Annotated in this window: 28 protein-coding genes; 17 read left to right on the forward strand and 11 right to left on the reverse strand. The window is 62.2% G+C overall.

Annotated features, from left to right (window positions below):
* Positions 1 to 8: 8 nt before the first annotated feature.
* Positions 9 to 377 (reverse strand): SPW repeat protein, encoded by a 369-nt coding sequence (locus tag M1L53_RS13380; RefSeq protein ID WP_003941901.1) that lies wholly within the window; start codon positions 375 to 377, stop codon positions 9 to 11.
* A gap of 361 nt (positions 378 to 738) precedes the next feature.
* Between M1L53_RS13380 and M1L53_RS13385 the strand changes: the two genes are divergently transcribed.
* Positions 739 to 1,476, forward strand: a complete 738-nt coding sequence (locus M1L53_RS13385) for a DNA alkylation repair protein (RefSeq protein WP_054187809.1) — start codon at positions 739 to 741, stop codon at positions 1,474 to 1,476.
* A gap of 38 nt (positions 1,477 to 1,514) precedes the next feature.
* Positions 1,515 to 2,843: a glycosyltransferase 87 family protein gene (locus M1L53_RS13390; RefSeq protein ID WP_054187808.1), complete on the forward strand. Its 1,329-nt coding sequence runs from the start codon at positions 1,515 to 1,517 to the stop codon at positions 2,841 to 2,843.
* Here the strand turns inward: M1L53_RS13390 and M1L53_RS13395 are convergent.
* Positions 2,815 to 3,870 carry a ferredoxin--NADP reductase gene (locus M1L53_RS13395; RefSeq protein WP_003941851.1) on the reverse strand — a complete coding sequence of 352 codons (1,056 nt, stop codon included), beginning with the start codon at positions 3,868 to 3,870 and terminating at the stop codon, positions 2,815 to 2,817. The genes M1L53_RS13390 and M1L53_RS13395 overlap by 29 nt on opposite strands.
* 361 nt (positions 3,871 to 4,231) lie before the next feature.
* On the opposite strand from M1L53_RS13395, the gene mdo reads away from it, so the two are divergent.
* The 4 genes from mdo to M1L53_RS13415 all read left to right on the forward strand — a co-directional run bounded on the left by mdo (position 4,232) and on the right by M1L53_RS13415 (position 8,599).
* Positions 4,232 to 5,506, forward strand: coding sequence for an NDMA-dependent methanol dehydrogenase (gene mdo, locus M1L53_RS13400; protein ID WP_003942095.1), 1,275 nt, complete (start codon positions 4,232 to 4,234; stop codon positions 5,504 to 5,506).
* Positions 5,507 to 5,592: 86 nt separating this feature from the next.
* Positions 5,593 to 6,675 carry a MadB family AAA-type ATPase gene (locus M1L53_RS13405; RefSeq protein ID WP_054187807.1) on the forward strand — a complete coding sequence of 361 codons (1,083 nt, stop codon included), beginning with the start codon at positions 5,593 to 5,595 and terminating at the stop codon, positions 6,673 to 6,675.
* Positions 6,672 to 8,195 (forward strand): MadC family VWA domain-containing protein, encoded by a 1,524-nt coding sequence (locus M1L53_RS13410; RefSeq protein ID WP_054187806.1) that lies wholly within the window; start codon positions 6,672 to 6,674, stop codon positions 8,193 to 8,195. Before M1L53_RS13405 ends, M1L53_RS13410 begins: the two co-directional genes overlap by 4 nt.
* 56 nt (positions 8,196 to 8,251) lie before the next feature.
* Positions 8,252 to 8,599 (forward strand): hypothetical protein, encoded by a 348-nt coding sequence (locus M1L53_RS13415; protein WP_054187805.1) that lies wholly within the window; start codon positions 8,252 to 8,254, stop codon positions 8,597 to 8,599.
* Here the strand turns inward: M1L53_RS13415 and M1L53_RS13420 are convergent.
* Positions 8,588 to 9,007: an RNHCP domain-containing protein gene (locus tag M1L53_RS13420; RefSeq protein WP_054187804.1), complete on the reverse strand. Its 420-nt coding sequence runs from the start codon at positions 9,005 to 9,007 to the stop codon at positions 8,588 to 8,590. The two genes, M1L53_RS13415 and M1L53_RS13420, sit on opposite strands and share 12 nt — an antisense overlap.
* An 11-nt stretch (positions 9,008 to 9,018) precedes the next feature.
* Positions 9,019 to 9,381, reverse strand: a complete 363-nt coding sequence (locus tag M1L53_RS13425) for an RNHCP domain-containing protein (protein WP_003941922.1) — start codon at positions 9,379 to 9,381, stop codon at positions 9,019 to 9,021.
* Between the two features lie 435 nt (positions 9,382 to 9,816).
* On the opposite strand from M1L53_RS13425, the gene M1L53_RS13430 reads away from it, so the two are divergent.
* Genes M1L53_RS13430 through M1L53_RS13440 form a run of 3 tightly spaced genes read left to right on the forward strand, consistent with a single transcriptional unit; the run spans position 9,817 to position 13,134 of the window.
* Positions 9,817 to 11,022: an iron-containing alcohol dehydrogenase gene (locus tag M1L53_RS13430; RefSeq protein WP_003942060.1), complete on the forward strand. Its 1,206-nt coding sequence runs from the start codon at positions 9,817 to 9,819 to the stop codon at positions 11,020 to 11,022.
* Between the two features lie 58 nt (positions 11,023 to 11,080).
* A complete protein-coding gene (locus tag M1L53_RS13435) occupies positions 11,081 to 12,454 on the forward strand; it encodes a MadS family sensor histidine kinase (RefSeq protein ID WP_054187803.1) in 1,374 nt (457 codons plus the stop codon).
* Complete coding sequence (locus tag M1L53_RS13440; protein WP_003942005.1) at positions 12,451 to 13,134, forward strand: MadR family response regulator transcription factor; 684 nt, start codon at positions 12,451 to 12,453, stop codon at positions 13,132 to 13,134. The genes M1L53_RS13435 and M1L53_RS13440 overlap by 4 nt, the downstream gene beginning before the upstream one ends.
* Here M1L53_RS13440 and M1L53_RS13445 read toward each other — a convergent pair.
* Both M1L53_RS13445 and M1L53_RS13450 read right to left on the reverse strand, forming a co-directional pair.
* A complete protein-coding gene (locus M1L53_RS13445; RefSeq protein ID WP_054187845.1) occupies positions 13,131 to 13,670 on the reverse strand; it encodes an RNA polymerase subunit sigma in 540 nt (179 codons plus the stop codon). The genes M1L53_RS13440 and M1L53_RS13445 overlap by 4 nt on opposite strands.
* 83 nt (positions 13,671 to 13,753) lie before the next feature.
* Positions 13,754 to 14,248: a GbsR/MarR family transcriptional regulator gene (locus M1L53_RS13450; protein WP_007728322.1), complete on the reverse strand. Its 495-nt coding sequence runs from the start codon at positions 14,246 to 14,248 to the stop codon at positions 13,754 to 13,756.
* A gap of 68 nt (positions 14,249 to 14,316) precedes the next feature.
* Between M1L53_RS13450 and M1L53_RS13455 the strand changes: the two genes are divergently transcribed.
* Complete coding sequence (locus tag M1L53_RS13455) at positions 14,317 to 15,252, forward strand: ABC transporter ATP-binding protein (protein WP_054187802.1); 936 nt, start codon at positions 14,317 to 14,319, stop codon at positions 15,250 to 15,252.
* Positions 15,249 to 16,919: an ABC transporter permease gene (locus M1L53_RS13460; RefSeq protein ID WP_054187801.1), complete on the forward strand. Its 1,671-nt coding sequence runs from the start codon at positions 15,249 to 15,251 to the stop codon at positions 16,917 to 16,919. Before M1L53_RS13455 ends, M1L53_RS13460 begins: the two co-directional genes overlap by 4 nt.
* A gap of 12 nt (positions 16,920 to 16,931) precedes the next feature.
* Here the strand turns inward: M1L53_RS13460 and M1L53_RS13465 are convergent, their stop codons facing one another.
* Together M1L53_RS13465 and M1L53_RS13470 are read right to left on the reverse strand one after the other, a co-directional pair.
* Entirely contained in the window at positions 16,932 to 17,720 is a 789-nt protein-coding gene (locus tag M1L53_RS13465; RefSeq protein WP_042920993.1) for a thioesterase family protein, read from the reverse strand.
* A gap of 233 nt (positions 17,721 to 17,953) precedes the next feature.
* Positions 17,954 to 18,430 (reverse strand): MaoC/PaaZ C-terminal domain-containing protein, encoded by a 477-nt coding sequence (locus tag M1L53_RS13470; protein ID WP_007728315.1) that lies wholly within the window; start codon positions 18,428 to 18,430, stop codon positions 17,954 to 17,956.
* Between the two features lie 110 nt (positions 18,431 to 18,540).
* Here M1L53_RS13470 and M1L53_RS13475 point away from each other — a divergent pair, with 110 nt between their 5' ends.
* Positions 18,541 to 18,966: a DUF6314 family protein gene (locus M1L53_RS13475; protein WP_042920992.1), complete on the forward strand. Its 426-nt coding sequence runs from the start codon at positions 18,541 to 18,543 to the stop codon at positions 18,964 to 18,966.
* Between the two features lie 16 nt (positions 18,967 to 18,982).
* Here M1L53_RS13475 and M1L53_RS13480 read toward each other — a convergent pair whose 3' ends face one another.
* A complete protein-coding gene (locus tag M1L53_RS13480; protein WP_003942061.1) occupies positions 18,983 to 19,195 on the reverse strand; it encodes a molybdopterin-binding protein in 213 nt (70 codons plus the stop codon).
* 141 nt (positions 19,196 to 19,336) lie between these two features.
* Here M1L53_RS13480 and M1L53_RS13485 point away from each other — a divergent pair, with 141 nt between their 5' ends.
* Positions 19,337 to 19,540 (forward strand): DUF4287 domain-containing protein, encoded by a 204-nt coding sequence (locus tag M1L53_RS13485; RefSeq protein ID WP_007728313.1) that lies wholly within the window; start codon positions 19,337 to 19,339, stop codon positions 19,538 to 19,540.
* Between the two features lie 6 nt (positions 19,541 to 19,546).
* On the opposite strand, the gene mftM is transcribed toward M1L53_RS13485, so the two are convergent.
* Positions 19,547 to 20,380, reverse strand: coding sequence for a mycofactocin oligosaccharide methyltransferase MftM (gene mftM / locus M1L53_RS13490; RefSeq protein WP_054187800.1), 834 nt, complete (start codon positions 20,378 to 20,380; stop codon positions 19,547 to 19,549).
* A 29-nt stretch (positions 20,381 to 20,409) separates the two neighbouring features.
* Positions 20,410 to 21,009: a mycofactocin system transcriptional regulator gene (gene mftR / locus M1L53_RS13495; RefSeq protein WP_007728311.1), complete on the reverse strand. Its 600-nt coding sequence runs from the start codon at positions 21,007 to 21,009 to the stop codon at positions 20,410 to 20,412.
* 150 nt (positions 21,010 to 21,159) lie between these two features.
* Here mftR and mftA point away from each other — a divergent pair, with 150 nt between their 5' ends.
* From mftA to mftD, 4 genes are all read left to right on the forward strand, one after another.
* Positions 21,160 to 21,255 carry a mycofactocin precursor MftA gene (gene mftA / locus M1L53_RS13500; protein WP_063836238.1) on the forward strand — a complete coding sequence of 32 codons (96 nt, stop codon included), beginning with the start codon at positions 21,160 to 21,162 and terminating at the stop codon, positions 21,253 to 21,255.
* Positions 21,240 to 21,527 carry a mycofactocin biosynthesis chaperone MftB gene (mftB, locus tag M1L53_RS13505; protein ID WP_007728309.1) on the forward strand — a complete coding sequence of 96 codons (288 nt, stop codon included), beginning with the start codon at positions 21,240 to 21,242 and terminating at the stop codon, positions 21,525 to 21,527. The genes mftA and mftB overlap by 16 nt, the downstream gene beginning before the upstream one ends.
* A gap of 76 nt (positions 21,528 to 21,603) precedes the next feature.
* Positions 21,604 to 22,821, forward strand: coding sequence for a mycofactocin radical SAM maturase (gene mftC, locus M1L53_RS13510; RefSeq protein WP_003942089.1), 1,218 nt, complete (start codon positions 21,604 to 21,606; stop codon positions 22,819 to 22,821).
* Positions 22,822 to 22,876: 55 nt separating this feature from the next.
* On the forward strand, positions 22,877 to 24,055 hold the full coding sequence (gene mftD, locus M1L53_RS13515; protein WP_003942047.1) for a pre-mycofactocin synthase MftD: 1,179 nt from the start codon (positions 22,877 to 22,879) through the stop codon (positions 24,053 to 24,055).
* Positions 24,056 to 24,063: the final 8 nt, after the last annotated feature.

Genomic DNA, 24,063 nt, shown 5'->3' on the forward strand with positions numbered 1-24,063 from the left:
CCGCTCTGTCAATGGGCGGCTACTCCGCCGTGACCCCCGTGATGCATCCGCGCACTCATCACCGGCATCGCACTCACCGCGACCACAACGGTCAGGACCCCGACCACCCAGGCCGTCCACGACGCACCGCGTAGAGCGTCGAAGCTCATGACCCAGGGTGAAATGAACATCAAGACGCCGAAAACGCCCATCGCGTAATCCGCCATGGCCATGTCCGGACGTGCCATGTGCGCCAGACCCGACAGTGCAACCAGGACACCCAGGACGACGAGTGACCACATTGCCCGATCGGTGGTGTCGAGCCACATCGGCGAGAGAGCCGCAAAGACGCCGAGAACCACCGCGACGGCATCTTGCATTCGATTCCACGACTTCATGACGAGACCTCCAAAGACGAGAGCGTGTCCACCTGTAGTACACGCCCGCGGCAGATCGAGATCAACTCTCCGCCAATTGCATTCGCGTTGCAGTTAGAGGCGATGTGGAGGCTCGAATATCAAGATTTGTGACTATTCGTCCGGATTGCCACGAGCCCGCGCGGAGCGCTGGCCGCGATATGTCCCGAGAGTGCCATGAGGGTGAGAGTGGTGAATGCGATAGCGGCGGTGATCATGGGTGGTCCTTTCACTGACTGTCCTCGAGTGTCGTCTGCCGACCTGTGGCCGAGCAGGGCACACGGTGTGAGGACGCTGAGAGAATCGAAGAGTCCGCACAGACGACCCGTGAGAAGGTTCTGGGGTGACGCAATCGAGTGCCCAGGACGTGATCGAACAGTTGGCCGACCTCGCGGATCCCGCGGATGCCGTCCAGCTACAGAAGTTCTTCAAGACAGCGCCGGGGGAGTACGGCGAGGGTGACGTCTTCATCGGCGTGCGAGTACCGAAGACGCGCTCGGTGGTGAAGAAGCATGTCGGTCTCGAGTTGCCTCAGGTACGCCTCCTTCTCGACAGCGACGTCCACGAGCATCGGTTGGCCGGTCTGTTGATCCTGGTTGCTCGATTCGAAAAGGTCAGTCGCCCAAAATTTTTCGACGACGAGAGTCGCGCCCGCATCGCCGACTTCTATCTCAGCGCTGTCGAGGACGGGCGGGTGAACAATTGGGATCTCGTGGATTCGTCCGCCGGACAGATCCTCGGCGGCTGGCTGTACGACCGAGATCGCCGGCTGATCTTCGAGCTTTCCGATTCGGGTGACCTGTGGCGACGACGGGTGGCGCTGCTGACGACTTACGGATTCATCACTCGCGGCGACGGGTCGACCACGCTCGAGCTTGCCGCGCAGGTGCTGGGTGATCGACGAGACCTGACCCAGAAAGCGATGGGCTGGATGCTCCGCGAGGTGGGCAAGCGGGTGGACCGGGATTTGTTGACCGGTTTCCTCGCGGAGAATGCAGCAGACATGGGACGCACGGCACTGAGCTACGCGTGCGAACACCTGACCGCAGACGAGCGAGCGCACTTCCGGGCGGCCCGCTAGCGAAGTACCGCTCGGTAGGTTGTGGGACGATTCTCGGTATGCCCGCCACCCGTGTCGAGGCGTCTCGAATTGTGACGATCGGTTCACTGATCGCTGCCGGCGTCGCAGCTCTGTGTTATCTCGTGTACTCCGTTCGAGCCGTCGAACCCGTTGATTTTCTCGTCTACCGCTACGCTGCCCAGGCGTTCGCAGCGGGATCGAACATCTACGAGGGCAATCTGTCCGGCCCGTTGATCGTCGACGAGGGTATGCCGTTCACCTACACCCCATTCGCGGTGATCTTCCTCTGGCCGACTGTCCTCTTCGACTGGTGGACTGCCTATCTGCTGTGGTCGGGATTGTGCATCGCGGCGTTGGTGTGGACGGTTGCGAGGTTCACTCCCGCTCGCGTCCCCAGGCGGCCGCTCGTCATGGCGGCATTGGTCCTGGCCGTGTCGGTGACCCCCATCGTCAGTGCGCACATCTCATTCGGCCAGGTGAACTTGGTGCTGATGGTGCTCGTACTGCTCGATGTGACTCGCCGAGAGGATTCGAGATTCGGCCGGTGGTTTCCGCGAGGACTGCTGATCGGCGTCGCGGCCGCGATCAAGCTGACTCCGGCTCTCTTCATCGTCTACTTCGTCGTCACGAAGCAGTGGCGACTCGCGATCTGGAGTTCGATCGGATTTGCCGCGGCGACCGCCGTCGCAGCAGTGGTGGACCCGGCCGTCAGCTGGACCTTCTGGTCGGACGTCGTCTGGAACCTCAGCGACCGGGTGGATTTGAGCGGGCAGGCGATCGCGAGTGCCGGCAACAGTTCGCTGCAGGGCGGACTTGCCGCGCTGGGCCCATGGACAGCGTCTCTGGCGATGCCGTCGACCGTGCTGTGCGCGGGGGTAGCGCTATGGATCGCCCGAGATGTCTATCGCGTCGGGCGAGCGGTCGATGCGGCGTTGGTGATCGGATTGAGCGCGCCGATTCTTTCGCCGATCAGCTGGATTCACCACTGGGTGTATCTCGTGCCTGCCGCCGTCACGGTTCTTTTTCGGCTTCGATCGCCGCTGCAGTTCGGTGCGGCCGCTCTGGGGTTGGCCATCGTCTACTGCGGGCCGAGTATGGGACAGCAGTTCATCGAGACGTCACCGCTCCTGCTGCCGTTCGGGTTGGTCCTTCGTGAGGGTTTCCTGATCGTGACCCTCGCACTGATTCTTGCGCTGTGGAGGTTGCCCACAACGGAGCCTGCGTGGGTTTCGCGGCGGGACTCGGAAGATGACTCGGGAGATGACTCGGGAGACTCCGAACATGACAAAGCCCCCGATTCCGCAGGGAATCAGGGGCCGTCATGCATCGAAGCAGGGTTCAGAACTCGATCTTCAGGTGATCGGTGATCGGCTTCGCCTGGCAACCGAGGATGTAGCCGTTCGCCACGTCCTCGGCGTCGAGGATTTCGGAGTTGTCCATCTGAACTTCGCCTTCGGTGACGGTGCAGGCACACGACCCGCACTCGCCTTCCTGGCAGGAGTACGGCACGTCGAGGCCCTTGGCGAGCATGATGTCGACGAGCGTCTGCTTGCGCGGCCAGACGAGGGTGTGGGTTTCACCGTCCAGTTCGACCTCGACGGTTGCGGCGTCGGCTGCTTCCTCGTCGGAGACCTCGGCTACCTCGACGTCACGGAACGGGTCGCCCGCGAGTGAATTGAAGACCTCGGCGTGAACCTGCGTGCGGGGCATGCCGGCCTCTGCCAGTGCCTTGTGGACGGCGTCCATGAAGGGTCCTGGACCGCACATGAAGGCCTCGTACGCGACAAATGGCTTGGCCAGTGTCGCCAACTGTGAGACGGCGGGGAGTCCCTGCACGGTTTCGATCCAGTGGACAACGGTGAGGCGGCCGGGGTGTTGCGCTGCCAATTCGCGAAGTTCGGCGCCGAAGATGACGGACTTCTCGTCGCGATTCGCGTAGATCAGCACGACGTTGCCGCTGCCCTGCGTGAGGGCGGACTTGAGGATCGAGATCACCGGAGTGATACCGCTGCCTGCACCGAAGAGCAGGAAGTCGTGATCGAGCGACTTGGGCGTGAAGACACCTGACGGCGGCAGCACTTCGATGGTGTCGCCGACCTGGAGTTTGTCGCACAACCAGTTGGAGCCGTAGCCGTCGACGGTTCGCTTGACGGTCACCTTGGGGGCGTCGTCGGTGAAGGGGGAACTGGCCAGCGAGTAGCAGCGTGCGACCGAGCCGGTCTGATCACTCGGGATGCGCAGGGTCAGGAATTGACCTGGCTTGTAGTCGAACTTGTCCTTCAGTTCTGCGGGAATCTCGAACACCAGCGACCGGGCGTCGGAAGTCTCTTCGATGACTCCGGACACGGTGAGTACCGCCGATCGCGAGCTGTGCGGTACCTCGACTGTCGTCATCGCGAAGCTAGTCCTCTCGTGAAGCTGGGTAAAGCGCAGGTCAGTGAAGTGCAACATCTAGAACGTGTTCTAGTTCAATGTTAGCAGTGATGAAAAGCTACTGGGGATCGTAGTCGCCGAGCAACACGTTCCCGATCAGCGGGAACCACGGCGGTCTGATCCAGCCGTCCTGGCAGTCCGGGGTGGCGTCGACCTGCCCGAACGGGCGGTTCGTGGGCGGCGTCCGGGCGGTTGAGCTGCCGAAGTCTGTGCACGGGCTGTTTGTCGGTACACAGTGGGAACCAGGTGAGACGCCGGTCACAAAGAATCGGCTCGAATCCCTCCCGCAGTCACATTCGTGCACATCCCTGAGGAGATACCGATGGCTATCGAGCTCAACCAGATCTGGGACTTTCCCATCAAGGAGTTCCACCCCTTCCCTCGCGCCCTGATGGGTGTGGGCGCTCACGACATCATCGGGGTGGAGGCCAAGAACCTCGGCTTCAAGCGCACCCTTCTGATGACGACCGGTCTGCGCGGTTCGGGCATCATCGAGGAACTCGTCGGCAAGATCGAGTACCAGGGTGTCGAGGTCGTGCTCTACGACAAGGTCGAGTCGAATCCCAAGGACTACAACGTCATGGAGGCCGCGGCTCTCTACCAGAAGGAGAAGTGCGACTCGATCATCTCGATCGGCGGTGGTTCGAGCCACGACGCCGCCAAGGGTGCTCGCGTCGTGATCGCACACGACGGTCGCAACATCAACGAGTTCGAGGGCTTCGCCAAGTCCACCAACAAGGAGAACCCGCCCCATATCGCCGTATCCACCACGGCCGGAACGGGTTCCGAGACGTCGTGGGCGTACGTCATCACCGACACGTCGGACATGAACAACCCGCACAAGTGGGTGGGCTTCGACGAGGCGACCATCGTCACCCTGGCGATCGACGATCCGCTGCTCTACTACACCTGCCCTCAGCATTTCACCGCGTACTGCGGCTTCGACGTACTCGCGCACGGCAGTGAGCCTTTCGTGTCTCGTCTCGATTTCGCGCCTTCGCTCGGTAACGCGATCTACTCGGTCGAGTTGGTCGCGAAGAACCTGCGCGAGGCCGTCTTCGAGCCGCGCAACCTCAAGGCCCGCGAGGGAATGATGAACGCGCAGTACATTGCCGGGCAGGCCTTCAACTCCGGTGGCCTCGGCATCGTTCACTCGATCTCGCACGCGGTCAGTGCCTTCTTCGACAGCCACCACGGTCTGAACAACGCCATCGCGTTGCCGCGTGTGTGGGAGTACAACCTGCCTTCGCGCTACGAGCGCTACGCCCAGTTGGCCGGCGCACTCGGTGTCGACACTCGCAACCTCACCACGGTTCAGGCCGCAGATGCTGCCGTCGAGGCTGCCATCCGTCTGGCCAAGGACGTCGGTATCCCCGACAACTTCGGTCAGGTTCGCACCGACTCGTACGCGAAGAACCAGATGAACACCAAGAAGTACGAGGGCCGTGGTGATGTCATCAAGGGTGACGAGAAGACTGTGCGCGCCATCTCCGAGCACATTCAGGACGACTGGTGCACCCCGGGCAATCCCCGTGAGGTGACCGTGGAGTCGATGATCCCGGTTGTCGATCACGCGATCAACAAGTCGTACTTCTAGCAGGGCCTTCGGCCCCGTGCGCCTTTTTGGTAGCCCGCACTACCAAAAAGGCGCACATGGGCTGTGCCCCTATCGAAAGGTGTTCCATGTCCGGTCGCAGTTTCTCCAGCGGAATCGAAGTGAAAGATGCTCTGCGAGAGCAGGACTACATTGCCGATGACGAGTTCGCGGTAGTCGTTCATCTGGCGACGGCGCTGGGGCGTCCGCTCCTGCTCGAAGGGCCGGCCGGTGTCGGCAAGACGGAACTGGCTAAGTCTCTGGCTGCGATCGGGGGCCGCAAACTGGTGCGATTGCAGTGCTACGAAGGGCTGGACGACAATCGCGCCCTGTACGAATGGGACTACGCGAAGCAACTCCTGCACGTGCAGATGCTCCGCGACCGGATCAGCGATCAGGTTTCCGAATTCGACAGCGTCGCCGAAGCGTCCAAGTTTCTGGCCGATCAGGATTTCGGTTTGTACTCCGAGAACTTCCTGTCCGTACGGCCGCTGCTCGAAGCAATCCTCTCACCCGATCCGGTAGTACTTCTGGTCGACGAGGTGGACCGCACCGAGGAGTCGATGGAAGCACTGCTCCTGGAGATTCTCGCCGAACAGCAGGTCACCATTCCCGAGGTCGGTACGTTCGTTGCCCGCTCGCAGCCCTGGGTCATTCTGACGTCCAACGACACCCGCGAGCTCTCGCCCGCACTCAAGCGTCGTTGTCTGCATTACCATCTCGGCTATCCGACGTCGGAGCGTGAACGCGAGATCGTCACGGCCCGAGCGCCGGAGGTGGATTCGGCTACGGCCACCGAGGTCGTCGAATTGGCTCGCATCCTGCGTGACCTCCCGCTGCGCAAGAGCCCGTCCATCTCGGAGGTCATCGACGCGGCCAGAGCGGCAACAGTGCTCGCGGCCGGCGGATTCGACACCGCTTCCGACGCCAAGGTGCGCGACATCCTGCTCACGGCGTTGCTCAAGTACTCGTCCGATGTGACGCTGGCCAAGGAACGATTCGACGGAAAGCGTCTCGAATCACCGTCGCGTGACGGCGGCGAGCCGATCGAGCGGTCCACGGTGGCAAGCAAACCCGCCAACACGACGACGGCCGTGTTCCGGGGCACGGGTGGACGTGACCCTCATCAACAGGGAATCCGCGGCGGCAGCGGAATCCGTTCGACGCGATGACGACGCTCGGTGGCCTTGCCGTGTGGCAACCGTCGTTTGTTCTCGACGTGGTGTCCGCGAGTTTCGGCCGATTGCTGAGGGCGGCCGGAGTTTCCGCGTCACCGGCCGAGGTCATCGAGGTTCGGCGTGTTCTCGCGATGGTCGGCGCTTCGGATCGTGAGACGTTGCGAGCATGTCTTCGGGCAGTGTGCGCCAAGTACTCTCACGAGCAGGCCGGTTTCGATCGGGCGTTCGACGCGCTGTTCCGGCCGGCCGCAGGCAAAGCGCACGGCGAGCGGATGGGTTCGCGCGCCGAGGTGGCGGACGGTCTACCTACCGCGCTGGGGATCGACGAGGATCAAGAAGTTGGTCGGTACGCCGAGTACAACGAGCGTGCGGCCGAGGTCGGCGACTACTTCGACACTCCGGAAGCGGAGAAGGGCTTCAACCCGCACAAGGACGACGACGATGTGTCGATGACGTCGAGCGATGCCGAACTGTCGGTCGATACCGGTTCGGAGACCGGTCGACGCGGAGTCAGTTACACGGTCGACGTGGACCGTGCAGCATCGGCGGTGGTCGGTGACCTGAGCACCAGTGTTGCTGCAGCAGTGGTCGGCTCGCTGTCCTGGGACGATCCGACGTCGATCCTCGCCTGGTTGGATGCCTACGACCCGAGCAAAGCGTATGCAGAGGTCTCCGACGACGGGCCGTTGACGCAAGCACAATTGAACCGGCTCGTCGAGGCGGTCGAAGCGTTCGTGCAAGCACTCTCGGCAGCTGCACTCGCCGAAACCGCTCCCGATGCGCCCGACAGTGAATCTGCCGCGGGCGCAACGCACAACGACATCGAACTCGCGTGCCACGAAGTGCTTCGGCGGATGAGAGGACCGTCCAGACCTCGGCCCCGTGAGCGCTCTCGTGGGCATCTCGACATGCGGCGCACGGTGCGTTCGAGCCTGCGCACCGACGGGATACCCTTCCATCTCGTCGTGAAAGCTCCTCGCCCCGATCGTGTTCGACTACTTCTCATCGCCGACGTGTCGCTGTCCGTGCGCCCTATCACCGCGTTCACTCTGCGCTTGGCTCAGGCAATGCATCGCCGAGCAGATCGTTGTGAAGTCCTCGCCTTCGTCGATCGTCCGGTCGACGTGACCGACACCCTTCTCGCCAGTAGTGGTGACGGCGCACTGGCCGCGGTACTCGCGCACCCGGGTCTGGATCTGGAAGCCAGCAGCGATTACGGGCGGGTGCTCACAGAATTGTTGGACGAGCACGGAAACACCTTGAACTCACGGACGTCTGTCATCATCGTGGGCGACGGTCGGTGCAACGGGTTGCCCCCGCAGGCGGACAAGCTCGAGGAACTCCGCCGAAAGGTCCACCGTCTGGCATGGATCACGCCTGAACCACAGCGTTACTGGAACCAGGCGTCGTGCGCGATGCCGGAGTATTCGGAGATCTGCGACGAGGTTGTTGTTGCCCGAGATGCCGCGCAACTGATGGCAAAGGCCGCCGAGCTGGGGCACGCACTTCGCTGATGTCAGTGCACTTCACCGATGTCACTGCGCGATCTGTCGTGAACTAGTTTGATCTCATGTCCGAAATCAGGGGATCGATCTGGCGACCGATCGCGGCGCTGACAGTGCTCGGCGCCGTGTGTGGGGTTGTGGCGCTCGGCGTGTTTCAGTGGTGGTGGAAGTCGTTGGCGTCACCGCACATTCTCACCGGAGGATCCTATCGGGAGCCGTTTTCCGAACCGACATACACCGGACCCATATTCATGGACCTCTTTCCGGCAGAACCTGCCCCGTGGTTGTACTCGGGACTGGTCCTCGGACCGACTGTGGTCGGCTTGCTCGCCGGGATCGTGTTCGTGGTCTTCGTCCGGTGTAATCGTGCGCAGAACCGCGCGAGTACACCGGACGAATCATCAGAGCGCTAGCAACGCGCGCGAGCGCAGGCGGGGGTCTGCCAACGGACGTAGCGCCAAGCGCAGCAGGACCAAGACGTTGTCGTCGCCGGCAATCCTGTTGACTTTCAACGTATTGCACTCGACACACTGGTGAACGAGCATCCATTCACCGTCTTGACGGACCGACAGGCACAGCGCCGCCATGGCACCTCGGCACTGTTGTGCTCGGTCGCCCGGAACGCGACCGTCCACGTGGCGGCTGGCCAGACAGTTCGGGCAGTGGTTCCGATGAGCGGTACCCGGCGCCGCAGTGGAGATGTCCAAACGGCATGTGAGACAACGGAAGCTCGATCCTTGTTCTCCGCCGATTCCGTGCAGTACGTGCTTGGCCCGTTGCGGTGCCCGCCGCGCGCGGGTGCTGGGATTCCTACGTGGCATCTGATTCCCCCTCACAAGTCGCCGAAGGCTTCGAGCGGGAAGGGCGGTTGCGCGAGCGGTCGCACTGCCATTCTCATCAACAACAACTGGTTGTCGTCTCGGCTGACGGGGTTGGAGGTGAGCTCGAGGCACTGTGCGCAGCGGTGGATGATCATCCAATCGCCACTGCGCAGTACTGCGATCGAAATGGGAGCCATCCGCATTCCGCAGTCCGACGGTCCACCTTCCACCTGGTCGAACAGGTGTCGGGAATGCAGGCAACTGGGGCAGTGGTTTCGGCGATCACCATCGGGGCCGTACGTCATGACTGTGAGTCCGCACTGAATGCACGAGAAGGTGTCGGTTTTCGAGATGGAATTGTGTGATTGAGGCACTGGAGAACTCCTAGCTGAGTGAACAAAGCAGTAGGAGCAGGCCGAGGGGGCCTCGCGGCTGTCAGTCCGACGTTTCGAGGATCAGCATGTGACCCTCGAGGTTGCCGGCAGTGCAGGGGCGAGAGGCGCGCTCGGCGCGGGCTGGGTCATAAACACCTTCTGAATCGGTTCTACGGGCCACTCTGGCCGCAACCGAAAGTACAGCGGGACCTTCCCGCCGCGCCATTCATTTTCCCGAGACGCCTTACCTGCCCGAACGGGTAGGTAAGCGCCTCTCCTTCGGTGGGTGTGCCCCGACTGCTGTCCGCGTAGGCTCGGGGCCAGCGATTGTAAGGTGGATCACACCAGTTTGTGCACGTGGGAGTTGATGCGCTGAGAGCGACGGATGCGAAATCCCGACCGGAGATCTCAGAGCAGCGAGAGGAGAGTGGGGTCGTGTCCGTGGCATACCCGGATGCTGTGAACCACGGTGTTCATCGCCGCGGCACTGCTGCTCGACTGGTCAAATTTCACGCCCCCGAGATCGTCTTCGGTATCGGTTCCCTGGTCGAGGCAGCACACGCGACTCTGAGGTTCGGCGGGTTCCGGCCATTCCTGGTCACCGATCCCGGTCTGATCGACGCGGGGTGGGTCAGCGAACTCGAAGACCATCTCACGGAGCAGGGATTGACGGCGACGGTGTGGTCAGGGCTGACGCCCAATCCCAAGGACTTCGAGATCGCGGCCGGTTTCGAGGTGTACCAGGAAGGCGAGTGTGACGTCATCATCGCGCTCGGCGGCGGTTCGGTCATCGACGCGGCTAAGGGTGTAGCCGTCCTCGCTGCCAACGGTGGCAACATACTCGACTACGAGGGGGTAGATCAGGCGACCAAACCGATCCCGCCTTTGGTGATGGTTCCCACCACGTCCGGCACGGGCGCGGACGTGTCGCAGTTCTGCATCGTCACGGACACGACCCGCGGCACCAAGATCACCATCATCGGCCGGGCGCTGGTTCCCGATGTGACGGTCATCGATCCGCGGTTGCTCACGACGATGCCCGAGTGGCTCAATGCGGCAACAGGATTGGACGCACTGACGCACGGAATCGAAGCCTTCGTCTCACTGGCGCACAATCCGTTGACCGATCATCACGCGCTCCGCGCTGTCGGCCTCGTGACCGAGAATCTGGTGCACACGATCCAGGACCCGATGGAGATGGAAGCTCGATCGGTGATGGCGCAGGCGAGCCTCGAGGCCGGGTTGGCGTTCACCAACGCGATACTCGGAGCCGCGCACGCCATGAGCCATCAGGTGGGCGGCATGCTCGACCTTCCGCACGGCGTCATCAACGGAATTCTCTTGCCCCACGTCATCCGGTTCAATTCCACCACGGACGCCGCCCCCTTTGTCGCCATCGCTGCGGCACTGAGTCTTCCCGAGCAACGCGGCACCCCGGAGGAAGCAGCGCTGGCGGTGGCCGACCGGGTCGAGCGTCTCGCCCGGGAGGTCGGTGTGCCGAAGGGGCTGGGGGAGTTGGGTGTTCGCGAGGAAGACCTGAGTAGGCTCGCCAGCTTCGCGTTGCTCGACGCCTGCATGTCCACCAATCCCAGGGAAGCGACGCAGGAACAGATGGTGGCGTTGTTCCGAGGTGCCTTGTGAAGATGGACGCTGTGAAGATGGACGCTGTGAAGAGGGACGCTGTGAATTGGTGCAGGCGATGACCGCGGACCTGTCCCGGCTCACCGGATTACGATCGGGTAAGAGTTCGTTCTACCCGCAGTATCGCGGTGCGGCCGAGCGCCTCGAACGCGTCGTGCATGCCTTGGAGTTGATCTCGCGGGCTTTGGTGCGCACCGTCGAGGGGCCGGAAACCCTCGTCTGCGCGGTCGCGGAAGCTGCCCGTGCGCATCTGAGTGCCAACTGGATTGTCTTCGCCTTGGCTGACGGAACTTTGCCCGACGCCGGACCACGGCGACTGGTTCTCGGCCCGGACGCCACCCCTTTTCTGGTCGACAATGTGGAGGGACCGCCACTTCCGGAGGATGTCGTCGAATGCCTCGACGACATCCGGTACGGAAGAATCGAATCCAACTCGGTGATCGACGCGCACTACGCGTTTGTGCCGATCGTGCTCGGTGGCGGCGTGGTAGGTGCCTTTGCAGCCTGGACGCCGGCCAACCGAACCCTCGACACGACGGACGGAGCCGTGCTCAGCATTCTGGCCAGCCAGACTGCTGTGGCTCTGCAGAATTCGGCGCTCTATCAGCGCGGACAACTACTGCTCGAGCGTGCCGAAGATGCGTATGCGGAGGCCAATCGTACTGCAGCCGACCTTGCGGTGCGCAACAGCGAATTGGAGTCCACTCAGCGTCAACTCGGAGTGGCGCACCGGCACCAAGTGGTCGACGACGAACGTCACCGGATCGCCCGCGAATTGCACGACAGTGTGACACAGGCGGTGTTGTCGGCCGGCATGCAGATCGAGGTCTGCCGGAGTGACATCCCGGAGGCTGAACGCAGTGAAAGACTGGACTTGGCAAAGGATTTGACCAGGAGGGCGGTCGAGCAGCTTCGTTCGGCGATCTACGCGCTCAATCATTCGTCGGACGCGGACCGGACGTCGTTGCCCGAGATGCTCGAGCAGCTCGGCGTGGTTCACATGCCGGACGAGTTGGCGGTGAGCGTTCGCGTCGGCGGTACCCCGACCGAACTTCCGGGCGATGCCGAACACGCTCTTCTCCGGATCGCGGGAGAAGCTCTCTTCAATGCAGCGGTCCATGCTCACGCGAATCGGGCGGTGCTACGTCTGACCTATCGGGCGGACTCCGTGTTGCTGTCGGTCTCCGACGACGGTGACGGCGACCCTGCGCGGATGCGTCTGATCCTCAAACTCGCAGCCACCAACGACGTCGACGGCCGCCATCGCGGTCTCGCGAACATGCAGGCGCGAACACTCGAGTTGGGTGGTGCGCTCGAAGTACGGCGCGCGCGGATCGGTGGGATTCAGATTCTCGTGCGACTACCACTGCTGTTCGACTCGGGCATGGAAAACCTTTGCTCCACCACTGAAATCGAGAGCGAGGAATCATGACCACTGCGCGTCCCGTCATCACCCGCGGAGCATCGCCGGTTCAGGGATTGGTTCGAATCGTCCTGGTCGACGACCATGCAATTCTGCGGCAAGGGCTCCGCTCGGTTCTCGAGCGCGAAAGCGATCTCGAGATCGTGGGGGAGGCGTCGTCCCTCGCCGAGGCCCTCGCCGTGGTCGACAAGGTCGGCCCGGACATCGTCCTGATGGATCTCAAACTCTCCGCCAGTTCCGACTACGAGGGACTGACCCTGTGTGGCCAGCTGTCCTCGGCGCATCCCGGCCTCGGACTGTTGGTTCTCACCACGTTTCTCGACGATCAACTGGTGGTGCGAGCGGTGCACGCGGGTGCTCGCGGCTATGTCGTCAAAGACGTCGACACCACCGAATTGGTGCGTGCGATCAGGGCGGTCTCGCGGGGTGAGAGTGCGTTCGATTCGCGCAGCGCGTCAGCTGTCGTGCGATCGCTCAATGGGCAGTCGTCGTCGAAAGAACGATTGACCGATCGCGAACTCGAAGTGCTCAGACTCCTCGCAAACGGCTTGTCCAACATCAAGATCGGTGAGAGATTGTTCATCTCACCGACCACCGTCAAGTTTCACGTCAGCAACATCATGCGCAAACTCGAGGTGAGCCGTCGAGCAGAGGCCGTCTACGCCGCGAGTAAGCAAGGTCTGATCTAGCTCCGCTCGGAGACCGTCCAGGCGCGCAGCGCTTGATGCTGTACGAGGAGCACGCTCGAACGAGTTGTGCGCAGAGTCGACGCGGTCATCTCGGCAGTCAGACCCACTGCGATTCGTAGTACCAGAACCTCACGTTGGTCGTCGGTCAGGCGACGCGGGCGTTTGAATTGTCCGTCGATGTTGCGTGACTGGGGAATTGACGCAATTCGTCGAGAGGCCAACTCGTACGCGAAGGTCTCGATGCGTGTGTCGGCCGAGATCGTGTCGGACATTCGTGTGACGACGTCCAGGGTGCATTGGTGGACGAGATCGTCGGCGAACGTCGCGACGGGCGTCCCGAGGAGTCTGGCGCGATAGTAGAGAACGACGCGAGGGTGCAACCGGGCCAGTAGTTTCGACAGTGCATGGTGATCACCGGCGAATGCCTCGGCGGCGGTGCGATTCAGGGAAATCGATCGTTCACAGGTTTCGGGTGAAGCGGTACGCGCGAAGGGTGGAGTCGGTGAAGTGTTCGCGCCCCTGATCGACAGCTTCATCAGCAACTCCTCGATTACACCGCACCTGATCATGCTGGAACGAGAATTGAGGTACCCCGCCGAAATTGCGGGTAAACCTGAAGTTACCTGCCAGGTGTCCTGTCTTTTCGCCGGGAGCGCCAGTCCGCGAGCATTCGCGGCATTTCCGCGGCCATGAAGTCGAAGAAGTCGCGCAGATCTGCCATTCGATCGCCGGCTGTTGTTCCTTCACCGAGGACTCGTATGCCCTCGTCCGCAACTGCCGAGACCTGGTAGAGCGAGGACTGTTTCGTGACAAACGCGTCGGCCCACATGTCGACGCTGACGCAGTAGTGCTGACGCCGCGATCCGGGGACGGCCACACGCTCGATCAATCCGACTTGCTGGAGGTATCTGACGGCTCCGGAAATGGCGGCGGGGCTCACTCCCAACCGAGATCCGAGATCTCCTGGCGTGGACGAGGGTGTCTCGCTGGTCATCAACGCGGCCCAGACGCGGGCGGGCATCGGCGGAAAACCCATGTCGCTCAGTACGAGTGAGAGTCGCTCGACATAGTGTCGGCTCTCGTCCGGTGCAACGGTGTGGCTGGTGTCGGTCATCGGAACCCTTCGATCTTTCCGTCTTTTCTATCTTCACACATTTGTGAAATCGGCGTACGGTCAAATTCATGGGTGCGGCAATTTCAGTGAAAAGCCTCGTCAAGACCTTCGGTACCACCCGCGCGCTGGACGGCCTCGACCTCGACGTCTCGACGGGTGAAGTGCACGGATTCCTGGGGCCGAACGGTTCCGGAAAGTCCACCACTATTCGGGTGCTCCTCGGCCTGCTCCGCTCGGACTCCGGAGACGCAACCGTTCTCGGCGGCGATCCGTGGCGAGACGCTGTCACTTTGCATCGACGTCTCGCCTATGTGCCTGGCGACGTGAATCTGTGGCCCAACCTCACCGGCGGTGAGGCTATCGATCTGTTGGCGGGCCTGCGCGGTGGCCTGGACCGAAAACGCCGCAGCGAGTTGCTCGATCGCTTCGAATTGGACCCGACCAAGAAGGCGCGCACGTACTCGAAAGGTAACCGGCAGAAGGTTGCACTCGTGGCCGCGTTCTCGTCCGACGTCGACCTTTACGTCCTCGACGAACCCACATCGGGGCTCGACCCGTTGATGGAGGCGGTATTCCAGGACTGCGTCGAGGAGGTGGCTCACGCCGGAAAGACGGTACTGCTGTCGAGCCATATCCTCGCCGAGGTCGAAGCGCTGTGCGATCGCGTGAGCATCATCCGCGACGGGCGAACGGTGGAAGAGGGAACACTGTCCGAACTCAGGCATCTCACGCGCACGTCCGTCGCGGCGGAGACGCAGCGTCCGATCGGTGGACTCGACGGACTCGGCGGTGTCCACGACGCGGTGATCGACGGTAACCACGTCACCTGCGAAGTCGACAGCGCGCAACTCGGACCACTCATGACGTACTTGGTCGGATTCGAAATCGTGGCGCTCACTTCCACTCCGCCGACTCTCGAAGAACTTTTCTTGCGGCATTACGGTGACGAACGGGCCAGGGAGACTTCGGTACACCTGCGAGCCGAGACCGGAGTACGGCCGTGACCGTTGTTGTCGAGGCCGCTCCACCGGTATCGGTCTCGGCAAGTCAATTCACCGGCACACGCCGACTGGTTCGGCTGGCTTTGCGGCGGGACCGAATTCAGCTCTCCGTGTGGGTTATCTCCATCGTCTTGTTCATGCTGCTGGTTGTCGCCAGTGTGACCGGGCTGTACTCGACACCCGAGGAATTACGAAACATCGCAGTCAGTTCCGCGGTATCGCCGGTCGCGCTGGCGACCAACGGGATCGTGTCCGGTGATTCGCAGGGCGCGATAGTCGCCAGCCAGTCGGTGCTCGTGTTCGCGTTGGTGGCCGCATTGATGAGCACCCTCGCGGTGGTTCGCCATACGCGACAGAACGAGGAGACCGGCCGAGCCGAGATGATCGGTGCAGCGGTGGTAGGTCGACGAGCGCTCCTGACCTCCGCACTGATCGTAACGGTCGGTGCGAACGTCGTTCTTGCACTGGGAATTGCACTGGGATCGATCGCCGTCGGTTTGCCTGTCGTCGGTTCGTTCGCGTTGGGCGCCTCGATAGGTGGGACCGGAATCGCGTTTGCCGGAGTGGCAGCCGTGACGGCGCAGATCACCGACGGTGCTCGTACGGCCAACGGCCTGGCGGGTGCCGCGATCGGCGTTGCCTTCATGCTGCGCGCGATCGGCGACGTGAACAGTACGGTCGTCGACGACGGAACTCGCGTGGTCAGTGGCTGGTTGTCGTGGCTCTCGCCGATCGGATGGGCACAACAGATCAGACCTTTCGACGACGACGCCTGGTGGATCCTGTTGTTGCTGATCGGATTCGCGGCTGTGCACGTGGTGGTGGCTTTTGTTCTCATCGGCCATCGCGATCAGGGAGCGGGACTCGTTCAGCCCCGACCCGGCCCGCCAGTCGCGGCATCGTGGCTACCGTCGGCTTGGGGCCTGGCGTGGCGCATGCAGCGAATGACGATGTTCTGGTGGATCTTTGCCGTTGTCATACTCGGGTTCGCGTACGGCGCTGTGGGCAACGAGATCGACGCGATGGTGGGATCGTCGCAGCAGACCGCGGAGATGTTCGAGAAACTTGGCGGCGGCGGATCGGATCTGGTGGATTCCTACTTGGCCACTGCTCTGGGGCTCACGTCGATAGTCATCGCGGCGTATTCGGTCCAGAGTCTTCTCCGGATGCGGGGCGAGGAAACTTCGGGACGGCTCGAACCGTTGCTGGCAACGTCTTTGTCGCGGTGGAGGTGGATGCTTTCCCACCTGGGTGTGGTTGTGGGCGGCGTGATCCTCGCGCACGTCTTGATGGGTGCCTTCACCGGATTTGCCTTCGGGCTCGTCACGGACGACATCGGCGGCAACACACTTCGCATGACTGGCGCCGCGTTGGCCTATCTGCCTGCGGTGCTCGTAGTCGTGGGGTTGGTGTCGTTGGCTTTCGGACTGTTTCCGACGTACGCGTCGGCGCTCTCCTGGGGAATCTTGGCGGCATGCATCGTGCTCGGGCAACTCGGCACGTTGCTGAAGCTTCCGCAGGTAGTGCTGGATCTGTCGCCCTACACTCACGTGCCGGGTGCCCCTGCCGAGCCGGTGACAGTTCTGCCACTGCTGGCAATGATCGTTGTGGCAGTGGTGCTTTCGACAGCATCGCTTGTTGCGTTCCGTCGTCGCGACCTCCAGGTGTAGGAGAGCTGAAACTCAACTCAGAATTCGACGAAGCTGGCGAGCCCGAGCAGCAAGTCGTCCGGTCGAGTCGAATAGTTCGGATTCGTCAACACAGAGAGTGTCCGTCGCCCAGGCAGTCCCGTGGCGTAGGCGATACCACGGTGACAGCGTTCGGGGATCTGCCGTGAGGTGCTCCGGGGTGAAATGCGCGGTGAACTCGATGGTCGGTATGGCCACGGGCATCGTCAGTGTCGCGAACAGTCCGGGCGGAAGCGCGTCGAGAAGGACCGCGGCGCGCTCTTGGGCCGTGAAATCGAGGTCTGTGAGCAGGCGGATCCAGACGTCGAATTCAGGGGAGTCGCCACCGGCGAACGGCCTCGCGGAATTGATCGGCCGGATGTCGAGGTGCTGGGCGAACGGCACAAAATCCACCGGGATCTCCAGCGGCGGCAGGGTTGACGGGTCGGCCGGAGCCGGTTCGGCGACAGGGGCGGACATTGTTGTAGCTCCTATGTCGCGGGCCAACCGAACGAGAGCGGATCCCGAACCGGTCAGCGTGACGTGGCAACTGACGGTCCGCCCGCCCCGCATCTCGCCGACAGTCAACTCGGCCGGCCCAGGAGGAACGGGGCGGTCCAGATGCGCCGTGACTGCCAGCGGTTCGGCTCCGGACGCGTCGGCCGCCACCCGCAGCATCCGTGCAATTGCGAGTCCGCCCTGGATGCCGTCGAAACTCCGCCAACTGGAGTCGAATTCGGTGTGATGACGCGCTGCGTCGGTCGACGGCGCGGCCGCCACTGATGCCTGACTAGTAATTGCCATAGTCAGCACCCTAGATGCTGACTATGGCTATGGCAAGCTAGGGTCTATTCGGGAGTGCTGGACGACCCACCGAAGAGCATGTAGATGAGGATCTGAAGAATGCCGAGAGGATTGATCTCGCCGAGGCTGCTCATGTGTGAGGAACTCCTGATTGCAGGGATGGGTATTGTTGCGTCGCAACGTCACTGAAAGTACGGCAATTCGAACAGTGTGGTGCGAAATTTACCGATAATTCACTGTCCGCGAGTCGAGCGGCAGTGCAGGTAGGCGTCAGTGACCACGTCGAGAACGCGATTGCCGTGTGCATCGACCAATTTCGCTGTGATGGTCACCAATCCTCGCGCGCGATTGTCGAACACGACGTTGTCGACGGTGACCTTTCCGCTCAGGGTGTCACCGGGGCGAAGCGGACGGAGGAAGCTCACGTCGCGCATGGTTTTCCCGGCGATCACGTTCCACTGGTCGTAGAGACTGGCGACCACCAACTTCTGGCAGATCGACAGGGTGTGCAGCCCGCTGGCGATCAACCCGCCGAAGACGCCGGACTCGGCGGCTTCCTTGTCGACGTGAAACCACTGGGGATCCCACTGAGTTGCGAACTCGACGATTTCCTCTTCGGTCACCGAATACGAACCCAATGGGATCACTTGGCCGATCTCGAGATCCTCGGCGAACACTGCGCGTTTGTGAAGGGCGGCCGAATCGTTCATGGTTGTGAAAATCTCCTGCGTGTTCCGGGTGTACTCGGAACATACTCTCGCAGTGTGTTCGAGTCGGTCTCCGGTGCCGTCGGGCAATGCAGGGTCACTAGAATCGCCACATGGTCGACGACGCGAAAATCGAGCCGAGGGCGCTGGTAGGAAAGTGGCACTTCGAGCGGGACATCGTCGACCGCCTTTCTGGTTCCACCAAGCATGTATTCGGCGAGACCACTATCTCCGACGCCGGTGACGGTCGGATGCGCTGGTACGAGAGCGGCACGCTGCGTGACGGCGACCTGGAATTACCCGTGTTCCGAACTCTGTTCGTTGCCGAGCGCGGCCTCGAGTGGGCCGTGACATTCGAAGACGGCAGAGAGTTCCACGACTGGGCGCCGGGGGAGGAAGTCGAGCACCTGTGCGGTGCGGATACCTACCGCGGGCGAATCGACGTCACTGCCGGAGATCGATCGACCTGGACTGTCGTCTGGACCGTGACGGGGCCGAGCAAGGACTACACGATGACCACGCATCTCACCCGGCCCTGATCACATCGCTCGCCAGTTACTCGACGCCGATCGTCACCTCGGTGGACTTCACGAATACCGTTGCGGCTTGGCCCGGTTCAAGATCGAGATCCAGTGCGGCATCGCGGGTGATCGACGAGGTCACAATCTGATTCCCGCCGTCCAACTTCACCTTGACCGTCGCCATGACAGTGCCGAGGTTGACCTCGGTTATGGTGCCGGTGAGTTGATTTCGTGTGGACAGTCGCATCGCTGAACTCCTGTGCTCTCGGGTGGGTGTTCTTCGACCATAATGCGATGGTCGCGTATCTACCCAGCGATTCCGCAGGTGCGGACATGCGGGCGCCGCCGGTGCGCGAATATTGTCGGGCGGTGGAGGTAGATTCCGGTCATGACTGAACCCGTGAAAGGCCCGGCGTCGTATTTTCCGTCGATCGAGAAGAAGTACGGTCGGCCGATCGGTGAATGGCAAGAGCTGATCAGAAGCTCAGACCTCACGAAGCACATGGAATTGGTCAACTGGTTGAAGTCGGAGCACGGTATGGGTCATGGGCACGCGAATGCGCTTGTCGCCCATACGCTGAAAGAAGGCTAGTTCTTTTCAGGCGGCCGATGCGTCCAGCACCAACCAGCCGCCGTGATGCTCGAATACCTCGAACGGCACACGGCTCTGCCGGCCGACCGCACGCAGTGACTCGAGATCGAAAGTGCGGATGTGGCCGTGGCACGCGGTGGCTTCGTCTTCGAAGGGGACTGCAATGACGACCCGTTGACGCGCGATCCGGAGTGCTTGCGCGATCACGGCCTCGCCGGCTGCGTCGTCGACGTGTTCGAGGAGATGAATCGCGGTGACGGTGTCGGCGCTGTTGTCCGGTGCCGGTACTTCACCCGCGTCGCAGATCACCGTGTCGATCGTGATGCCGAGTTCGGGGGCGACCGCGTCGAGCAGGATCATCGTTCCGGGCAGGATGTCCGTGGCGGTCACGTCCATTCCGGCGCGCGCGAGCCGCAGGGGCAGGAAACCGAAGCAGGAACCCAGATCGAGTACGGAACCGCGAACCAGTTCTTCGGCTTTGTCGTGAATCGGCGCGAAATCTGCAGTGCCGTCCAATAGTTCGGCAAGGGAGTTCCGGTAGTAGGTGGTCCAGGATTCGAGAGCGCCGTCCACGGTGGACCGAACCAGTCCGACCATCGTCAACTCGAATTCGTCCTGACCGAACTCCGCGTCCTGGATCGACGAGGTGACTCCGGCTACGAGTCGCTCGCTCAGATCGGCGGGAGTGAGGGAGTGCCTGACGTGGAGTCGGCCGCCTCGACGATCGAGCGAGATCGGACCGGAATCGACACGTTCGACGGTGACATGCCCGAACGACCACAAGCCCGGCGTCGACGGTGCCAGCGAATCCAGGACGGGTTCGTTCGTGATGGTGGACATGATCGCCTTTCTCAGGTGGTGATGCTTTCTCAGGTGCTGATACCGGTCCGCAGGGACTGCGTACCTGTTTTCAAGAGTTCCGGTAGCTCGAGTGAATCGTCGGTGAGCCACTGCTCGTACGCCGACATCGCGACCCCGAGCAGAAGATAGCCGACCGTGCGTGGGCCGTGATCGGTCGGCTCGAGATTCATTCGGCGTGCGACGTAGTCGGCGACCACCTGCCGCCAACCTTCGTACATCACCACAGAGTATGCCTGAAGCGTCGGAACTTCGAGGATCAATTCCATCCGTTTGCGATGTACCGCAGTCTCTTCCGGTGGGAAGGTGTTGAACGTCAACAATGCGGATTCGAGTGCGTCGACCAACGGAATATCAGCGGGCAGTGAATCCAGGTGCTCGCGCATCTCGTCGAGATGTCCGTCGAAGTCTCCCCAGGGGACGGCGTTCTTGGACGGGAAGTAGCGAAAGAAGGTCCGACGCGCGATGCCGGCGGCATCGGCTATCTGGTCGACGCTCACCTCGTTGAAGCCGACTGTCGAGAACAGTTCGATCCCGATCGTGCTGATTCCCTCCTTCGTTGTGGAGGGGCGACGACCTATCCGAGCGGACGGTTTCTTGCGGCTACGCATACTTTTTTCGCTCCATGTGTGTCATTCTGCACTCGATGCCATTACAGTGGTGAACCGAGTCACAGTGAAGTCCCACTAGTGACCACCAACTCCCAGGTTGGAAGTCTGATCTACAGACTTCCAGACGGAGTGCGACCGCAGGAGGAATCCATGTCAGATCGTGACAACAAGGCGCTCGAGAACGACCTCGTCGAGGAGTCCCTCGTGGAGGAAGTTTCCATCGACGGCATGTGCGGCGTGTACTGACCGTGTCTGCTTTGGATCTCGATGCGGGGTGGAAACTCCACCCGCAGGTAGCGCTTCGCCCCGAACCTTTCGGGGCGTTGCTCTACCACTTCGGAACACGCAAGCTGTCGTTCCTGAAGAACACGACCATCGTTGCGGTGGTCAAGGCGTTGCCAGACCATCCTGATGTCCGGTCCGCACTACGTGCGCAAGGCATCGAAGATGACGCGGCTCCCCAATATGCCCGCGCGCTGAGCACTCTCGCCGACTCGCACATGATCGTGCCTGTCTGAGCCAGACGCTCGCCCCCACGTGCGGAACAGCCCTTCCGCACGTTCGCCCGCTTCATTTCTTCGCGAGGACACAGCCATGACCTCAGTTCTTGAACAGCCCTCCCCGCCCGCCAAGGTGGGTCGCCTCGTCGATCAGTTCGAACTCGGACTCGACGCCCCCATCTGCCTGACGTGGGAACTCACCTACGCCTGCAACCTGTCCTGCGTGCACTGCCTTTCGTCGTCGGGTCGTCGTGACCCCAACGAGCTGAGCACCGAACAGTGCAAGTCCATCATCGACGAGCTGCAGCGTATGCAGGTTTTCTACGTCAACATCGGTGGCGGCGAGCCGACGGTACGCTCCGACTTCTGGGAGCTCGTCGACTACGCGACCGACCACCAGGTTGGTGTGAAGTTCTCCACCAACGGCGTGAAGATCGACAAGAAGGTCGCGGCGCGCCTCGCAGCCAGTGACTACGTCGACGTGCAGATTTCCATCGACGGTGCCACCGCTGAGGTCAATGACGCTGTGCGCGGGCCTGGTTCGTTCGCGATGGCCGAGCGCGCTCTCGCGAACCTGAAGGAAGCCGGCTTCAAGGACGCCAAGATTTCGGTGGTCGTCACGCGGCACAACGTCAGTCAGCTCGACGAGTTCAAGGCTCTCGCGGACAAGTACGACGCGACCCTGCGCATCACTCGACTGCGTCCTTCGGGCCGCGGCGCCGACGTGTGGGACGACCTGCACCCGCGTCCGGAGCAGCAGCGTGAGCTCTACAACTGGCTGGTCGCCAATGGCGAAGGCGTCCTGACGGGCGACTCGTTCTTCCACCTCTCCGCCTTCGGCGATGCACTGCCCGGTCTCAATCTCTGTGGCGCGGGCCGCGTCGTGTGCCTGATCGACCCGGTCGGTGACGTGTACGCATGCCCCTTCGCGATTCACGAGCAGTTCCTCGCCGGAAACATCGTGAAAGACGGTGGATTCCAGGAAGTCTGGCAGCACTCGGACCTGTTCGAGGAGCTGCGCTCGCCCCAAACCGGTGGCGCCTGCAGCAAGTGCAACCACTACGACTCCTGCCGCGGAGGCTGCATGGCGGCCAAGTTCTTCACCGGACTGCCGATGGACGGACCTGACCCCGAGTGCGTCATCGGCAACGGTGAAATGGCACTGGCGTCGGCGGGAGAGGTCCCGAAGTCCAGTGTCGACCACTCCCGTTCCGGTCAACGTAAGACCCCACGTGCATCGGTGCCACTGACACTGATGATGCGTCCGCCCGCCAAGATTTGTGACGAAAACCCGCTTGCGGGAATGCAGTAACTACTGCGCGATACCGACAGTGCGGCGAAAGCTGCACCCCAGAGAGGTCAGTTCAATGGCTAAGAATGCTTTCTTCGAGACGGTGGCAGAAGCACAGCGCCGTGCGAAGAAGAGGTTGCCCAAGTCCGTGTACGCGGCGTTGGTAGCGGGATCCGAGAAAGGGCTGACGGTCGACGACAACGTCGCGGCATTCAGCGAATTGGGTTTCGCTCCCCACGCTGCCGGGCTGTCGGACAAGCGCGAGATGTCCACCACCATTATGGGTCAGGACATTTCGTTGCCCGTCATGATTTCACCGACCGGTGTGCAGGCAGTGCACCCCGACGGTGAAGTAGCGGTAGCCCGTGCGGCTGCAGCACGGGGAACAGCCATCGGACTGAGTTCTTTTGCCAGCAAGTCCATCGAAGAAGTTGCCGCGGCCAACCCGCAGGTCTTCTTCCAGATGTATTGGGTCGGCAGCCGCGACGTGCTCCTGCAGCGTATGGAGCGCGCTCGCGCTGCCGGTGCCAAGGGCCTGATCATCACCACCGACTGGTCCTTCTCGTACGGTCGCGACTGGGGCAGCCCGTCCATCCCCGAAAAGATGGACCTCAAGGCGATGTTCCAGTTCGCACCCGAGGGAATCATGCGCCCGAAGTGGTTGCTCGAGTTCGCCAAGACCGGCAAGATCCCGGACCTGACCACCCCCAACCTCGCGGCTCCCGGCCAGCCTGCACCGACATTCTTCGGCGCATACGGCGAGTGGATGCAGACTCCGCTTCCGACGTGGGAAGACATCGCCTGGCTTCGTGAGCAGTGGGGTGGACCGTTCATGCTCAAGGGCATCATGCGCATCGACGACGCCAAGCGAGCTGTCGACGCCGGTGTCTCCGCTATCTCGGTCTCCAACCACGGTGGTAACAACCTCGACGGCACCCCGGCGCCGATCCGTGTGCTCCCGGGCATTGCCGAGGCCGTGGGCGATCAGGTGGAAGTTGTTCTCGACGGCGGCATTCGACGCGGCGGCGACGTCGTAAAGGCGCTCGCACTCGGAGCCAAGGCCGTCATGCTCGGGCGCGCCTACCTGTGGGGCCTCTCGGCCAACGGCCAGGCCGGTGTCGAGAACGTGCTCGACCTCATGCGGATGGGCATCGACTCGGGGCTGATGGGCCTCGGCCACTCGTCCATCACCGAACTGAGCCCGGCGGACCTGGTGATTCCGGAAGGCTTCACACGCACATTGGGTGCCAGCTGAGATTACGG

The sequence above is a fragment of the Rhodococcus sp. T9N genome, from assembly GCF_024436645.1.
GTDB lineage: Bacteria > Actinomycetota > Actinomycetes > Mycobacteriales > Mycobacteriaceae > Rhodococcus_F > Rhodococcus_F qingshengii.